Origin of the sequence: Flavobacterium davisii, assembly GCF_042182265.1 — a bacterium.
GTDB lineage: Bacteria > Bacteroidota > Bacteroidia > Flavobacteriales > Flavobacteriaceae > Flavobacterium > Flavobacterium davisii.
This window is the reverse complement of record NZ_CP097869.1, coordinates 2,805,578-2,822,473: the sequence shown is the minus strand read 5'-3', so window position 1 is coordinate 2,822,473 and position 16,896 is coordinate 2,805,578. Positions and strand designations below refer to the sequence as shown.

General features: G+C 28.5%; 15 protein-coding genes. 7 read left to right on the top strand and 8 right to left on the bottom strand.

What is annotated here, in order from left to right:
• Window positions 1–110: 110 nt before the first annotated feature.
• Genes recJ through NAB20_RS12045 form a run of 4 tightly spaced genes read left to right on the top strand, consistent with a single transcriptional unit; the run spans window position 111 to window position 4,653 of the window.
• Window positions 111–1,799 (top strand): single-stranded-DNA-specific exonuclease RecJ, encoded by a 1,689-nt coding sequence (recJ, locus tag NAB20_RS12060; RefSeq protein WP_105196879.1) that lies wholly within the window; start codon window positions 111–113, stop codon window positions 1,797–1,799.
• Entirely contained in the window at window positions 1,796–2,728 is a 933-nt protein-coding gene (locus NAB20_RS12055) for a hypothetical protein (protein ID WP_127823005.1), read from the top strand. The genes recJ and NAB20_RS12055 overlap by 4 nt, the downstream gene beginning before the upstream one ends.
• Window positions 2,721–3,401 (top strand): ATP-binding cassette domain-containing protein, encoded by a 681-nt coding sequence (locus tag NAB20_RS12050; RefSeq protein ID WP_088394908.1) that lies wholly within the window; start codon window positions 2,721–2,723, stop codon window positions 3,399–3,401. Before NAB20_RS12055 ends, NAB20_RS12050 begins: the two co-directional genes overlap by 8 nt.
• A 10-nt stretch (window positions 3,402–3,411) precedes the next feature.
• Window positions 3,412–4,653: an MFS transporter gene (locus NAB20_RS12045; RefSeq protein WP_375605789.1), complete on the top strand. Its 1,242-nt coding sequence runs from the start codon at window positions 3,412–3,414 to the stop codon at window positions 4,651–4,653.
• A 248-nt stretch (window positions 4,654–4,901) separates the two neighbouring features.
• Here NAB20_RS12045 and NAB20_RS12040 read toward each other — a convergent pair whose 3' ends face one another.
• The 8 genes from NAB20_RS12040 to NAB20_RS12005 form a co-directional block, all read right to left on the bottom strand.
• A complete protein-coding gene (locus tag NAB20_RS12040; protein WP_105197089.1) occupies window positions 4,902–5,945 on the bottom strand; it encodes a S66 peptidase family protein in 1,044 nt (347 codons plus the stop codon).
• Window positions 5,946–6,588: 643 nt separating this feature from the next.
• On the bottom strand, window positions 6,589–7,914 hold the full coding sequence (locus NAB20_RS12035) for an IS110 family transposase (protein WP_375605186.1): 1,326 nt from the start codon (window positions 7,912–7,914) through the stop codon (window positions 6,589–6,591).
• Window positions 7,915–8,178: 264 nt separating this feature from the next.
• On the bottom strand, window positions 8,179–8,820 hold the full coding sequence (locus NAB20_RS12030; protein WP_375605185.1) for a hypothetical protein: 642 nt from the start codon (window positions 8,818–8,820) through the stop codon (window positions 8,179–8,181).
• A 133-nt stretch (window positions 8,821–8,953) separates the two neighbouring features.
• Complete coding sequence (locus NAB20_RS12025; protein ID WP_375605184.1) at window positions 8,954–9,712, bottom strand: DUF4184 family protein; 759 nt, start codon at window positions 9,710–9,712, stop codon at window positions 8,954–8,956.
• Window positions 9,713–9,781: 69 nt separating this feature from the next.
• Window positions 9,782–10,486 carry a hypothetical protein gene (locus tag NAB20_RS12020; protein ID WP_105196872.1) on the bottom strand — a complete coding sequence of 235 codons (705 nt, stop codon included), beginning with the start codon at window positions 10,484–10,486 and terminating at the stop codon, window positions 9,782–9,784.
• Window positions 10,487–10,625: 139 nt separating this feature from the next.
• Complete coding sequence (locus NAB20_RS12015) at window positions 10,626–11,078, bottom strand: DUF2750 domain-containing protein (RefSeq protein WP_105196871.1); 453 nt, start codon at window positions 11,076–11,078, stop codon at window positions 10,626–10,628.
• Window positions 11,079–11,344: 266 nt separating this feature from the next.
• Complete coding sequence (gene rsmI / locus NAB20_RS12010) at window positions 11,345–12,019, bottom strand: 16S rRNA (cytidine(1402)-2'-O)-methyltransferase (RefSeq protein WP_088393592.1); 675 nt, start codon at window positions 12,017–12,019, stop codon at window positions 11,345–11,347.
• Window positions 12,020–12,268: 249 nt separating this feature from the next.
• A complete protein-coding gene (locus NAB20_RS12005) occupies window positions 12,269–13,150 on the bottom strand; it encodes a hypothetical protein (protein WP_088393593.1) in 882 nt (293 codons plus the stop codon).
• Between the two features lie 144 nt (window positions 13,151–13,294).
• Between NAB20_RS12005 and NAB20_RS12000 the strand changes: the two genes are divergently transcribed.
• From NAB20_RS12000 to mscL, 3 genes are all read left to right on the top strand, one after another.
• Entirely contained in the window at window positions 13,295–13,921 is a 627-nt protein-coding gene (locus tag NAB20_RS12000) for a thymidine kinase (protein WP_105196870.1), read from the top strand.
• Entirely contained in the window at window positions 13,921–16,365 is a 2,445-nt protein-coding gene (locus NAB20_RS11995; RefSeq protein ID WP_105196869.1) for a bifunctional UDP-N-acetylmuramoyl-tripeptide:D-alanyl-D-alanine ligase/alanine racemase, read from the top strand. Before NAB20_RS12000 ends, NAB20_RS11995 begins: the two co-directional genes overlap by 1 nt.
• A 65-nt stretch (window positions 16,366–16,430) precedes the next feature.
• Window positions 16,431–16,808 carry a large conductance mechanosensitive channel protein MscL gene (mscL, locus tag NAB20_RS11990; RefSeq protein ID WP_105196868.1) on the top strand — a complete coding sequence of 126 codons (378 nt, stop codon included), beginning with the start codon at window positions 16,431–16,433 and terminating at the stop codon, window positions 16,806–16,808.
• Window positions 16,809–16,896: the final 88 nt, after the last annotated feature.

Genomic DNA, 16,896 nt, shown 5'->3' with positions numbered 1-16,896 from the left:
TTTGTGTTATATTCGACTAAATAAACGCTTATTTTTATTAATTTTATAGAAGAGGACTTTTTAAAGTACAAAAGGAACTGCATACCGTTTTAATATCATAATCTATAGTTATGCGTTGGACATTAAAATCTAAGCCAGAATTAGAAAAAATACAAGCTTTACAAGATGTACTCCAAGTAGATGCTATAGTGGCCACTCTTTTAATACAAAGAGGAATAGAAACATTTGATGATGCTAAAAAATTTTTTAGACCATCATTATCAGATTTACACGATCCTTATCTTATGAAGGATATGGATAAAGCAGTAGAGCGAATTGAAAAAGCTATTTTACATGATGAAAAAATTTTAGTTTTTGGTGATTATGATGTAGATGGTACTACAGCTGTATCATTAGTTTCTTCTTATTTAAAAAGCTTTTATCATAATGTGGCTACCTATATACCAGATCGTTATAAAGAAGGCTATGGTGTGTCTTTTCAAGGAATTGATTTTGCAGAGGATAATGATTTTACTTTAATTATTGCTTTAGATTGTGGGATTAAATCTATTGATCATGTGCAATATGCTTTTCAAAAAGGAATTGATTTTATTATTTGTGATCATCACAGACCAGGAGTTACTTTACCAAATGCAGTAGCTATTTTAGACCCCAAAAGAGAAGATTGTTTTTATCCATATAAAGAATTGTGCGGTTGTGGAGTTGGATTTAAATTAATACAGGCATTAGCATCTAAAAGAAATCAAAAAATAGAAGATTTAGTTCCTTATTTGGATTTGGTAGCCACAGCTATAGGTGCTGATATAGTACCTATAACAGGAGAAAATAGGGTTTTGGCTAAATTTGGATTAGAGGTAATTAATACCTGTCCTAGACCAGGAATACAAGCCTTAATTTTAAACTTAAAGAAAAAAGAATTAACCATTTCAGATGTTGTTTTTATTATAGCACCACGAATAAATGCTGCTGGAAGGATAAAACATGGTAATTATGCAGTATCGTTATTAACAGAGTTTGATTTATTACAAGCTTCTCAATGTGCAGCTGCTATTGAAATTTTTAATTCGGATAGAAAAGATTTAGACAAACAAATAACAGAAGAAGCATTAGAACAAATTTTACATAATCAAGAAATTGATCGCTTTTCAACGGTTGTTTATAAAGAAAATTGGCATAAAGGCGTTATAGGAATTGTAGCCTCTCGTTTGGTAGAAAATTATTATCGTCCAACTATTGTTTTTACAAAAAGTGGTAACCAATTAGCAGCATCCGCCCGATCTGTAAAAGATTTTGATATTTATAATGCTTTAGAAGCTTGTGCGGAACATTTAGAGCAATTTGGAGGACACATGTATGCTGCTGGTATGACTTTAAAAGAAGAAAATTATGATAAATTTAAGATCGCTTTTGAGAAAACGGTAAAAGAATCTATTCATCCAGATTTATTAACACCTGAAATCAATATAGATCTAGAAATTCAATTGGCTGATATTACACCCAAATTAATGCGTATTTTAAAACAATTTGAACCTTTTGGACCTGAAAATATGACACCCCTCTTTATCTCAAAATCACTGCATGACACAGGTTATGGTAAAGCTGTAGGACAAAATGAAGAACATCTTCGCCTTTTTGTAAAGCAAAATAAAAGCGAAAGTTATAGCGCAATAGGTTTTGGTATTGGTAAAAAACAATTACTTACTTCCAATTTGAGAAGATTTGATGCCGTGTATTCTATTGAAGAAAATGAGTGGAATGGAGCTGTTTCATTGCAACTTAGATTACGAGACATAAAATGATAAAATTAGAGATAGAATATTTTAAAATTCAATTTAAATTATTTAATAGACAATTAAAAGACTCTGGAATATCCCTTCAATTAGCATATCCTCTTTTAATAATAGGGTTTTGGTTGGGGGGGCATTATTTGTTTAAAACATCACCTTATGCTCATCTAATATGTTTTTTTTATAGCTTAAGTATTTGTATTTATTTATCGGATAAAGAAAGAAACTCCTTTTTAAAAACAACCTTTAATAAACTAGAATATCGTAAGATAAGAATACTTGAAAATATTATTTTTAATTTACCCATATTCATTTTATTGATTTTAAATCATTGCTATTTAGAAATTTTAATATTATTATTAAGTTGTTTTCTTTTTGTATTTATAAGTTTTAAAAAATGTTATAATACAACCATTCCAACACCATTTTCTAAAAATCCGTTTGAGTTTTCTATTGGTTTTAGAAAAAAAATTTGGACATATCCTCTTTTTCTTTTTCTAGCAATTATGGCTATGAAAGTTAGAAATCTAAATTTAGGAATTGTAGCTACAATAGGACCTATTGTAGTTTCTTATTCTTATTATTTAATGATGGAACCTGATTATTTTATTTGGATTCATCAGTTTTCATCAAAAGAATTTTTAAAGTATAAAATTTATCAAGCAATAAAAAATAGTTTATTGCTTTCAATCATTTTATTATTATCAATTAGTCTTTATTTTTATCAAAGTTTAGACAAAATTTTGTTCGCTTATGGATTAGCAATTTTATTTTTTTGTTTAATAATAATCATAAAGTATGCCTCTTATCCAAACAAAATAGGTTTTCCTCAAATAATACTTATTACATTCTGTATTTATTTACCTCCTTTATTACTGGTTTTTATTCCGTACTTTTACAAAAAAGCATATCAAAAGATTAATAAGTTTTTATATGATTAACATTCAAATTCACTCAAAAAAATATGGAAATAAATTAGTCTTAAATTCGATTAATTTAAATTTTGAAAAAGGAAAAGTGTATGGTATTGTAGGTGATAATGGTGCAGGTAAAACTACTTTTTTTAACTGTTTCTGTGGTTTGGAAGAATTTGAAGGAACTATTAAAAGTACAGCATTATCATTAAAAAATAAAATAGGATATTTACCTACAGAGCCATACTTTTTTGATAAAATGACAGGTAAAGAATACCTCCAGTTTTTTTGTAATGCTCGAAGATTATATGGAGTTCCTATTCAAAAAAGAAATGTTTTCGAATTACCTTTGGATCAATATACCTTAAATTATTCAACTGGAATGAAAAAAAAATTAGCTTTAACGGCTATTTTACTTTTAGATAATGAATGTTTTGTTCTTGATGAGCCTTTTAATGGAGTAGATTTTCAGAGTAATTTCTTAATTACAGAAATTATTCATGAATTAAGAAATTTAAAAAAAATAGTTTTAATTTCTTCTCATATTTTTTCAACTTTAAAAGAAACTTGTGATGAAATAATCCTTTTAAAGAGAGGAAGTGTAGAACAGCAAATAAAAAAAGAAAAATTTTCAGAGCTCGAAAAGGAGTTAAAACAAACAACTTTAAAAGAATTGATTAATAATCTAGAATTAAAATAAAGTGTCAAGAATAAAACAAAAAGATCCTTATTCATCATTAAAAATAAAAGAGTTTAGATGGTTTTTAGCTATGCGATTAGCCATTGTGTTAGCATGGTCTATGCAGTTTATAATCGTAGAATGGGAAGTGTATAGAATTACTAAAGATCCTTGGTCATTAGGACTTATAGGTTTAATGGAAGTAATTCCGGCTATTGTTTTAGCATTATTTGCTGGACATATTGTAGATAAAAATGAGAAGAGGAAAATGCTAATGAGTTGTTATTTTGGCTTATTTATACTCTCATTGGTATTAACGAATTTAATCAATCCCTTTTATTTTTCTTTTTTTAAAAAGAAAGAAATACTTTACGGTATATATACTTTAGTTTTTTTAGGAGGTGTAGCTAGAGCTTTTATATTTCCTTCTATATTTAGCTTGTTGGGATTAATAGTGCCCAATTCAGAAAGATCAAATGCAGCTGCCTGGAGTAGTTCTACTTGGCAAATTTCAGCAACTATTGGTCCTGCATTAGCAGGTTTTTTAATAGGTTGGATTGGTGTTTTGGGTGCTATGTGTATTGTATTAGTTTGTATTTTAATTGGATTATTTGCACTTTTTCAAATTTCACCCAAACCTATTTTAAATACTCAAAAAACAGAATCTGTATATGAAAGTTTGAAAGAAGGATTGGTTTTTGTATTTAGTAATAAAACAATTTTAAACGCTATTTCGTTAGATATGTTTGCCGTTCTTTTTGGTGGTGCAGTAGCATTGTTACCCATTTTTGCAACAGATATATTAAAAGTTGGTTCAGAAGGATTTGGTATTTTAAGAGCAGCACCTGCAATAGGAGGGTTGATTACTATGTTATTAGCAACTCATTTTGATTTAAATTATCGAGCAGGGAAAAAATTATTATGGGCAGTTTTTGGTTTCGGAATCTGTATTATTGTTTTTGGTTTATCATCAAATTTTTGGATTTCAGTTGTAGCATTATTTATGAGTGGTGTTACGGACGGAATTTCGGTTGTAATCCGATCTACAATATTGCAGTTATATACTCCTGATGCAATGAGAGGAAGAGTGTCTTCAGTTAATTCAATATTTGTAGGATCTTCTAATGAATTAGGTGCTTTTGAAAGTGGATTTACTTCAAAACTTATGGGAACTGTAAATGCCGTTATTTTTGGAGGAATTATGACGTTAGTAGTGGTGAGTAGTATGGCAATAGCTTCACCAAAATTTAGAGATCTTAATATAGATAACTAGATTTTTCTAAAACGAGATTTTAAACTTTAGTTTCAAATCCCTTTTTGATTATTTTATTCAAAAATGGGATTTGATAGGGCATTTTATAATAGAATTAGTCTAAATGCTGTAATCTTGTTATTTGAACTAAAGAAAAACTCGAAATGAATAATAAAACCTTAAATAAATTTGATAATCTACTTCATTTTTTTGAGTAAAATTCTCGAATTTCCAACCCAAGAAACAAACTAAATATTAGTTTACTGTTTTTAGATTTCCCCATTTACTCCACTTTCTAATATTTTAAATTGTTTATTTATACAATCTATTTCTGCTTTTGCACCAAAAGGGAGAGTGAAGGTTGGGCAGGTATGACCAAAGTCCATTTGCGTTATAACAGGCAGATTTGTTAAATTCTCTTCAAGTAATATTTTTTTTATAACAATATCATATTCTTCTGTAAATTTATTATCGTAAGGTCTACCAACTATGATCCCTTTTAATAGTTTAAGAATACCCATTTCAGCATAGTTTCTTAAACAACATCCGATATAATCAGGTCTTGACATGACTTCTGAAGTTTCTAAAAATAAAATAGCATTTTTAAATATATTTACTTCAGGCCAATAACTAGTTCCTTTTAGCATTTCAAGAGATTCTAGACATCCACCAATAAGCTGTCCTTGTACTATGGTGTTTCCTTGTAAAAAATTCCACCCTAAATGTTTTTGTAATTTTCGTTTTGTATGTAACAATGATTTATCAAACCATTCAAGTCTTTCAGAAGTCCAGCCTTCCTTGTTGGGTAAAATTTCCCCAATAGGATTTTTACTAAATAAAGTTTTTTTTAAATCTTCTATTTGATATTGATACATTCCTCCATTTTCTGCAAACCCCACTAAAGTAGAAGTGCCATAAAACGAAGAAAGACCTGCTTTTAGGCATAAAAAGTGTATTATTGTAGAATCAGAAAAGCCTATAAAAATTTTTGGATTTTGTCGAATAACTTCAATATCTATATATCGTAAAATACGAATACTATCTTCTCCTCCTATATTAGAAATAATGGCTTTAATAGAATTATCCTTAAAGGCTTCCATTAGATCATTTGCTCTTTCCTGTGGATTTTCATAAATCCATTTTGCTGATTTTAAGGCATTTCTTGTTTCAACTACCTCTAATCCAAATATTTCTTGAATTTGATTTTTACCTTGTTCATATCGATAAGGAACCTCTCCAGCTCCTCCCCAAGAAAGTGAAATAGTAGCTACTTTATCTCCTTTTTTTAGCAATTTAGGTTTAATTAGATTCATTTTATAACTGTTTAGATAAAAAAATAACTTCTAAATAATATTACCGATTAAAAAAATCTTGTAGAATAAAGACGATTAGATATTATTTTAGAAGAATGATAATTTATATATAATAGTAGCAATCATCATTTTAAAATCAAAATAATTGTATTATAAATCAGTTAGAGATAAGAGCTAAATGAAAATGTATAAATGATAGTATAAATATAAGGCTTATATTTTATTTTTTGTTTATAAAAAATATTATATTTATTAAATTAACATAAGTTCGATATAAAAAGCATTGATTTTTAGTATATTATATAGGGTGTTTGTGCTTCCGTTAGTGCTTTCTTTGTTTTTCCGTCGTATAGATATGACATAAATTCCTCAAAGAAATACGAAAGAACTGTTTATTAGCAAGTTAAAAGTTTTCTTAAGCCGAACTCACGTTAAACCCAGATTACGCATTAGACCCGAGCGTAGCGAATAGACGAAGTAAATCTATTGCACTTTATTTTTATTCAAATTCAAGCACGTACTCAAATTTTAATCATCAAAATAGTTCACTATTTCTTCTTCTAAAATTTTCCGTGAGCACTTGAATTTATTGAAAAATTTTGTTTCACAACCAAGTCTAATGCGTAATTCTATCTAACTTAATTTAAGGAATTGATAAAGAAGTAGTTTCGATTCCGTATTTTTTAATCATTTTTTTAATTTGTATCGTTTTTTTATTCTTCATTTCTTGAATATATTGGTCTGTATTTATTGGTATATAATGTTGTTTTTTGACTATCATATTCCAAATTATAACTGCTATTTTTCTTGCTGTTGCTGTAATTGCAGCACCTCTTCCTTTTTTAAAAGAAATCCTTTTAAAGAACATAACGAGGTAACCTTCTTTTTTTCTTTCAATTGTATTTGCCGCATTTCTTAATGTCAATGCAAATTTATTTTTCCCTTTTGGAGTTCTGCTACTCAAAACCTTACCTCCACTAATTTTATTATTTGGAGCTAACCTGAGCCAATTCACAAATTGCTTGGAGGTCTTGAATTTATATATATCGGTGCCTATTTCGGCTAAAAAACTAGTAACGGTTCCTGAGCAAACTGATTCTATAGCAAAGAGATCTACTCCAAAAAGTTTTAAACTATATTTCTGTACATCAAATTTGGGTTGGTTTTTCCCTTTATTCTGTTTCTTTACCAATTCGATATCTTCTGATAAAACAATTTCTCTGGTTTGATTTTTCAGCACTTGATCAATACGAGTATCGGTGTTTTTTATTTTATCTTGAATAAGTTTGTAAATATCATAACAATCGGAAAGCTCATGTAGGTATTCATTGTTTATTTTACCTTGTAAAGCGTCGGCTATTTCTTCTTTGCTTTTTTTAACTCGTTTGTCGCAATATTCAGCTAATTTTTCACCTGAAGTTTCACCTGATAGTATCATCTCAATTACTCTTATTCCAGAAACTCCTGTGATGTCACTTATCACAACGTCGAGTCTGAAGTTCATTAAACGTAATGCTTTTTGCATTTTGTTTACAAAGCTTGAACTTTGTTCAATCAAACTAGAACGATGTCTATGAAGTGTTCTTATCTGCAAAGTGGTTTCAGAGGGCAAAAAAGAACCTCGTAATAGCCCTAAAGAATGAAGTTTCTGTATCCATTGTGCATCTTTCACATCTGTCTTTGCTTTGAGGTTTTTTGTTTGAGTCCCTTGAACCAAAAGAACTTCAAAACCATTTCCCTGCAAGATCATAAACAAAGATTGCCAATAACTCCCTGTGGACTCCAAAGCAACACTACGAATCTTGTTCTCTTGAAGATAAGCTACCAAAGCGCATAATCCTGATTGATAAACATTAAATTCTCTGATTTGATTTTCATCCTGTCCTATGGCTACAAAATGAGAACGTGACCCAACATCAATTCCTGCAGCATTGGGATTTACAATTCGCATTTTTTCGAAACTTTTCATAAATTTTCTTTTTATTAAAATGCGAGGAAATGTAATATCTTTGCTTAAATTATTCTATACGAGATAACATGGTGTTTCATCATTGATTGTCTCAAAGGGCTTCCAAATGGAAGCCTTTTTACATTTCAGCCAAAATCTGGGAGGGGATAAATTCACCATTTTATACATAGGCTTCGCTCGCAAGTACAAGTTAGCTCTCATTTGTCAAAGAACAATACTTTCTTGAAATCTGGGTTAAATTAGTATAAAAGATTTTACAGCTATTTATTTAATTCTAGGTTCAGCACCAATTAACGGTTTTAATTTTCGCCAAAGAATATTTTCAATATCTTCTAAATAATCTACTTCTTCTTTATTTAATTCTAAAAATTGAAATTCTAAATCAACAGCATCCAGTTTATTAAACCATTGACAAAGTTTTAGTGAAGATGTCATTTTATGTCCCAAGCCAAGATGCTGTATAAATCTATTAAATAAGTTTTTTTCAACTTTTCCTAAATATAAATATTCAGTTAAATTTTCATTATCTTTTGTAGGTTTTGACCACCAACCATTTTTAGTATTTCGTGCTTGTACAAATTTTTTAAGTAATTTTTTATTATCAGATTTTTCAAAATGTCTTATTTTAAACCAATAAATAGCAGGATTATTACAATCAGAAATTTTTTTGAAATCAGGATATAAAGAAATAAGTTTTTTTTTGAAATCGTTATTTTCTTTAGCAGATAATCTTTCTTTTTGCTTTCTTCTTAAAATAAAATCTTCAAAATCTAAATTAATTTTTTTGAATATCTCATTTTCTATATTGATTATAGAGCTAAATTGTTCATTATTAATTTCTATTTTTTTTAAACTTTCATAAAATTCTATTTTTTGTTTTATATATTCATTAAAATCTATTTCCATATAAAATCAGTTATAATTATATTGGTTGTTTTTAATTAGAAATATAGAAAATAAAATTTATTCAATAAAATTTAAAAACTAAATAGCTTAGACAGATTGATTTTTTTTGTAGTAATGTTTTCAAAAGGATTAATTAATATTCTTTTACACGACTTTTTTTAAAAACAATATTGATTTTATTAAGAAGTATTGGAGTTAAAATAAGAGAACTTAGTAAAGCAGAAATACAACTTGTGATTAGATCACCATATCGTTTTACATCAAATTCATATATAATTCTTGATATTATTATTGTTAATGTTATACTGATAAAAATTATCCAATATTTTGAATGGATTGTTCTAAATTTTATGTTATTAATAGGAAGCTTGTAAATAAAAAAAAGAATAAAAAGTCCACCCAATAAGGTACTTGAATGTTGTAGTACTTTAAAAACAGAAATAGAAATTTTAAATAAGTGAATATGACTTTTAAGAAAAGGGATTTTTTGTACAAAATACCCTTCTTTATGTGTAAAATCGTCCCACAATATATGTGAACTTATGCCAATAAAAAGAGAAAATAAGACCACTATTTTATTTTCCTTAAAATAACTATTCCAATCGAATGATTTGAAAATTAAAAATCTGGATTTAAAAAATAAAGGCAGGTTATTAAATAAGCTATTTCGAATAATATTATGAAAAATAAAAGTAAGTAAAATAGCGAAAGGTAGATCAAACCAAAAAATTCCTGTAATTGAATGACTATAAATACTTTTAACCTTCATCCGTAAAAAATACTCAAAATCAGGAACCATGCTTCCTATTATCAGTCCAGTTAATGAAAATCGTTTTTTGGAAAAACAAGTTAGAGGCAAAATAATAGCAGGATGTGAGAATGTTAAAGGCATTTTGATTATTTCTTTTTCTATATGAAAGAGTTATGAACCTATTTAATTTGCTTTTTCGTTTTACCGTTATTATGATTCTAATCTTGTTTTTTTAACTATGTGTATCCCTCCAACACTATACGCTATATCAATTGGTATTACTTTATTATTCAGATAAAAATTACCATTTTGAAATGGGGTAATTCTTTCGTCAATTAAGAAAAAATAATTCTCTTTATCGTTTAATATATGCAGATTATCGTTTGTAAGTTCAGTGAGTTCAATATATTCTACTAGACCTTGTTTGTTTAATTCAGGGATTGCTATTTTTTGACCGTTTATTTCACAAACGTGTTTCTGTCCCAATCCAGGCATTCCAAACCAAGGAATAGCTTGTCCAATTTGTAGCGAAATTTTAGAAGTATCTCCAGAAAAGAGAAAATATTTAGTTTTAAAAGTTTCAAAAATGGGGGGTAATGATTTTTTAGGAAATGGTTCTTCTGCTTTCCAAAAAAACATAACTTTATTCTGCCATTCAGGGTCATTAGGATCTTCACAAACTAAATTATCAGTCCAATAGTGCATATAGAGTTGATTTGCTTGTAGAAGAATAGTAGATTTTAAGATATGATTTCTTTGCTCATCTGTTAATGGTATAATTATTTTATAAACAGTATTGTCTCCTGTAGATATAAATGTGTTATTATGCTCTATTGGAGTGTTTTTTGTTTCGAATTGATTCGATACATCATTATTGTTTTTATTTCTTCTGAAAAAATAGTTAAAAAAATTCATAAATCGCATTATTGTAATATTAGTTTTTTATTTGAATAAATTAAAATTTATGTTATACTAACAGATAGCTTGTTAAGTAGGGGGAAGTTTTGTATATGATTTCTAATTTTATATTTTAAATGTATCGTTTTGAACTAATTTAATAGAGCACCTCTTTAATTTTTTGTGCCAAATCACTCAGATTTCGATAATAAGATAGTTTCAAATCTTTTTTAATAATTTTTAAATAATCAACTATTTCTAAAATTAATTCTAAAGGATCAGCTTCATAGCCATACAGATTTTTATCAAATTCAATGCCAGCCATCATAGCATCTGAATCAAGGCCAATACACCAATTTTCTATAAAATCAACTAAATCTATTTCTTCCACTTTATAGTTAGCCCATTCTTCATTTTGACAAATTTGAGCATATTTTTTTTGACTCCAGACGCAAAGTATTGCTATAGGATTTCCTTCTTCGTCTTGATAATTATTGGCATAAGATAAAGAGTAAATCTCTGAATTTACTAAGGTATACACTTTTTCAGTTTCACAAATAGTCTTAATAAACTCTTGATGACGTTGGATGATTTGAATATCGTTTTTCATGAAATAGGGGCATTTTTTATTTTAAATAGATTGAATTTTATAAAAATAACGGATATTATGGAATAATTTTTTTTAGGAATTATAAATTTTGGTAATTTTTATCAATAAATCTAAAAGAGCGTATATGTTTTGCAATGGTAAATAAACGAAATCTAAAATATACTTCGTTTTATATTCATCGTTTTTATTTTTGTAATGATTAATTGGGATGAAAATAGACATCCTAAATGATCTTAGTAAAATTTAGTTTGATACTAATAAAAAAATTACTTAGCTTTTCCAGCTAAACAAATTACAATTTCACCTTTTGGCGGTTTTGCTTCAAAATGTTTTAAAACTTCTTCAGCAGTCCCTCTTACTGTTTCTTCATGCAGTTTAGAGAGCTCACGTGATACACTAACTAAACGATCAGAACCAAAGTATTGAACAAACTCACCTAATGTTTTGATTAATTTATGAGGAGAAACATACAAAATGATTGTTCTAGTTTCTTCTGCTAATTGCAAAAAGCGGGTTTGTCTTCCTTTTTTATCAGGTAAAAAACCTTCAAAAACAAACTTATCATTAGGTAAACCACTATTTACTAATGCAGGAACAAAGGCAGTAGCTCCGGGTAAACACTCTACTTCTATACCGTTTTCTATGCAAGCTCGTGTTAATAAAAATCCAGGATCTGAAATAGCAGGAGTACCAGCATCACTAATTAGAGCAATGTTTTGTCCTGTTTGTAAACGCTGTATTATTAGATCGACGGTCTTGTGTTCGTTGTGCATGTGATGGCTTTGCATGTGTGTAGCAATTTCAAAATGCTTTAGTAATTTGCCACTAGTACGAGTGTCTTCTGCTAAGATACAGTCTACTTCCTTTAGAATTCGAATAGCTCTAAAGGTCATATCTTCTAAATTGCCAATAGGGGTTGGGACTATGTATAATTTACTCATTTGTTGAAGTTGAATTGTAAATTAGGACTTAATAATTTAAAAAACAAAAATGTTTAAAATAATTGATTCAATAAGTTTATAAAAATGAAAGCAAAAAAACTGTCCAAAATTAAAAAATCAACGCACCGTTTGTTACTCTGATGTAAGGAGGAGTCTTATAATCAATATTATGCGATTTTTTTCGCTGGTGGATGACAAGATTGCAACCTTTTCGGACAGCGGCCTTGTCTATTAATTTTAAATTAAAGGTTATGAAAATTTACTTAAAATATATTCCATGAAGCGTTCTTCATAATCTTCACGTCCTAACCAATTATTATAATCAGGTTTTACCATTTCTTCAATAAAATCTTTAGCTTCTTGGTAACTTTTAAAAGTTTCCAATTGGGAGAGGACACGATTTAAATCTTCAGTACTACCATCAAATAAATTTTTTTCAAATGCCATGCGATCGTTTAATGATAATCCAACAGATCTAGAAATTTTGTCATTTAAGTTACTTAGAGGTTTTTCTATGACACGTTCAAAGGTAATTTCATTAAAATTAGACATGAATTCAGGAAAAATTTCTTTTACAGTTGATGTATGAATTTCGTTGGAAATGCTTTTTACCTCTTCCAGATTACCTTCTGTTTCTTTATTTATTTTTTCAGAAACAGTTTTAGAATGTATTTGACTGAAAAAGGCATCCATTGAAATTTTTTCAGATTGGCTATTATCTTCTTCGTTTTCTATGATTTGAGGTGTATTTTCTTTTTCGACTGTTTCTTCTTCGGATTTTTCTATAGCTGAAATAGTTTCTACGATTGGTGTAATTTCCTTAGTTTCAGTTTCTGTACTTTCAATAGGTAAAATGGATTCATTTTGAATAGTTTCATCCAATTCCTCTTCTAATTGAGCTATTACTATTTTTTCATTATAATCAAAAGCATGTTCTAATTTTTCTTCTATTTGTTTTCTTCCAATAGTAGGTTGTATATCACCAAAATTTTCCTCAACAAATACTAAAACAGAAAGTTTTTCATACAATCGTTGTGCCTCGCGATGTAATTCACGTATATCATCTTTATGTTTTAATTGTAAAACTTTATGGGCAATACTAATCAATTCGGCTTCCAATTTCTTTTTCATTGCGTTTAAATTTTTAGTGATGAAAGAATTAAAATTTATTGATAACTTTATCAGTCGAGCTGTAAAACAACCAGTCTTTTTTAATAATTTTGCGAGTTACAAAGTAATAAAAACTATTCATTTTTATCATTATAAAATTAAAAAATGTTTTTAGAAAATACAGTAAACCCAAAAGAACAGTTTGGTTGGATTGAAGTAATCTGTGGATCCATGTTTTCAGGAAAGACAGAGGAGCTAATACGAAGATTAAGAAGAGCACAATTTGCAAAACAAAAAGTAGAAATCTTTAAACCTAGTGTTGATACACGTTACGATGAAGAAAAGGTAGTTTCGCATAACAAAAATGAAATCCGTTCAACTCCTGTTCCTGCTGCCGCTAATATTCGTATTCTAGCGCAAGGTTGTGATGTAGTAGGCATTGATGAAGCACAATTTTTTGATGAGGAAATTGTTTCTGTCTGTAATGATTTAGCAAACACAGGGGTTAGAGTCATTATAGCTGGTTTAGATATGGACTTTAAAGGAAATCCTTTTGGTCCTATGCCTGCTCTAATGGCTACAGCAGAATATATTACAAAAGTGCATGCAGTATGTACTAAAACAGGAAATTTAGCTCACTATAGTCATAGAAAAACAGCCAATGATAATTTAGTGTTATTAGGAGAAAAGGAAGAATATGAACCGTTAAGCAGAGCTGCTTATTTTAATGCTATGCGTAATAACATAGAAGTAATTGATGAACAAGTTATAAATAAAGAAGAAGATAAATAATGGCACTGGTACTCAACCAAATTGTAACAGCATTGTCTTGCGAATTTATAGATTATAATAGCTCTATTGTAATTGATTCCGTTTCAATAGATAGTCGATCAAATCAAAATACAAAATCTACACTTTTTTTTGCTCTTGTTGGTCCTCATTATGATGCACATCAGTATATAGAAGGACTAATAGAGCAAGGGGTAGAGTCGTTTGTTGTGCAGACTCTTGATGAAAAATGGCTAGGTAAAGCTAATTTTTTAAAAGTAAACAATACATTACAAGCTTTACAATCATTTGCCGCGTATTATAGAAGTTTGTTTTCATTTCCTATAATAGGAATTACAGGAAGTAATGGTAAAACAATAGTGAAAGAATGGTTAAATTTTTTGTTAAGCCCAGATTATACAATTATAAGAAGTCCAAAGAGTTATAACTCGCAAGTTGGAGTACCTCTTTCAGTAATTGGAATCAATGAAATGCACAATTTAGGTATTTTTGAAGCAGGAATTTCTACTGTAAATGAAATGCAAAATTTGCAAAAAATAATTCAACCTACAATTGGAATTTTAACGAATATAGGTTCTGCTCATGATGAAGGTTTTGTAGATCTAAGCCAAAAAATTAAGGAAAAAATAAAACTGTTTGAAGGAGTTCAAATATTAATTTTGAATAAAAATAAAACAATAGAATCATTTTTAGATAAATCTATTAAAACCTTTACATGGAGTATAGAAGATAAAGAAGCAGATGTTTTCTTTCAAAAAAAAATAATAGGTCAACATGTAGAATTAACTATTAACTATAAAGAACTTTCTTTTAAAATAAATATTCCTTTTATAGACGAAGCCTCATTAGAAAATAGTATACATTGTATTTTAATCATGTTGCATTTAGGGTATCATAAAGAAGTAATTCAAGAAAGAATGGCTAAGTTATACCCTGTTGAAATGCGATTGAAGATTAAAAATGGTATTTATAATTGTACTATAATTGATGATAGTTATAGTGCTGATTTTCAATCTTTAAAAATAGCATTGGATTTTTTACAAAATCAAAAACAACATAAAAAAAGAACGTTAATTATTTCGGATATTTTTCAATCAGGATTAACAGACCAAGAACTTTATTCAAGAATAGCACAGCTAATTATAGCAAATAAAATTACGAGAGTTATTTGTATCGGGAATACGATTTCAAAATTTCAAAATAAATTTTTTAATGCCATTTCTTTTGATTCAACAAATTCTTTTATAAATACGTTTGATAGTCTTGATTTTTCAGATGAAACCATTTTGATTAAAGGAGCTCGTATTTTTGAATTTGAAAAAATTGTTTCTTTATTAACAGAAAAAAAACATGAAACCGTTTTAGAGATTAATTTAAATTCTTTAAGTCATAATTTTAACTATTACAAATCTAAAATAAAACCTACAACCAAAATAATGGGTATGGTAAAAGCTTTTGGTTATGGAAGCGGAAGTTTTGAAATAGCAAAATTATTAGCTCATCATAAAGTAGATTATTTAGGGGTGGCTTTTGCAGATGAAGGAATTGAGTTAAAAAAAGCAGGAATTGAAGTGCCTATTATGGTCATGAATCCAGAAATGACCAGCTTTAAATCAATTATTCAATATGGATTAGAACCCGAAATTTACAGTTTACGCGGTTTGAAAGCCTTTGTGAAAATTTTAGAAGAACAAAAACAAAAACACTATCCAATCCATATTAAGATAAATACAGGGATGAATCGTTTGGGTTTTGATGAAGAAATAATTCCTGAATTAATAGCTACACTAAAAGAAAATAAATGGGTTCAGGTTAATACTATTTTATCCCATTTTGCCGAAAGTGATAATGAGGTAGATAGAACATTTAGTTTGAATCAAATAAACTTATTTGATCGCCTTTCTAGACAAATTATGGAAGCATTAGAATACAATCCGATCCGTCATATTTGTAATTCTTCCGGAATTAGTAATTATCCTGAAGGCGAGTTTGATATGGTTCGTTTAGGAGTAGGGATGTATGGCGTTTCTAATGATTTAAATGAAATGAAATATTTAGAAACGGTAGGTACTTTAAAATCAGTTATTTCTCAAATACGAACTCTAAAAATAGGCGATACCGTTGGATACAATAGACGTTTTGTTGTAGAAAAGCCAACGCGTATGGCTGTAATTCCAATTGGTTATGCAGATGGAATATCTAGAAAATGGGGTAGAGGTGTAGGGTATCTTTTAGTTAATGGAGAAAAAGCACCCATTTTAGGAAGTATTTGTATGGATATGCTTATGATAGATGTTACCAATATATCCTGTGCAGAAGGCAATGAAGTTATTATTTTTGGAAAAGATCTACCTGTAACTGTTATTGCAAATGCTATAGATACTATTCCGTATGAAATATTAACAGGTATTTCGCGTCGTGTGTCGAGAATTTTCTACAGAGAATAAATTTAAACATAACTATTTATAACTTAGATTTGTAACTTTTATTAACTAAAAAAACAATTACAATTATGAGTATTATTTCTGAATTTAGAGATTTTATAGCAAAAGGAAATGTAATGGATCTTGCAGTAGGGGTAATTATTGGTGGTGCTTTTAGTGCTATCGTAAACTCTTTGGTAGCAGATGTTATTACTCCTGCTTTGTTAAATCCAGCTTTAAAAGCTGCACAGGTAGAAAACTTAGCCGAATTAAAAACGGATGGAGGTATTTTATATGGTAAGTTTTTAGCAGCTATTATTAGCTTTTTGGTTATTGCTTTTGTTATTTTTATCTTGGTAAAAAGTATTAATTCACTGAAGAAAAAAGAAGCAGCAGCACCAGCAGCACCAGCAGGTCCTACACAAGAAGAATTATTAATGCAAATAAGAGATTTGTTGAAAAAATAATTAAGATAACCTTCTTTTATATAGTTTTAAACCTTAATCGTATGATTAAGGTTTTTTTATATCCAGTATTCTCTATTATAACATATTT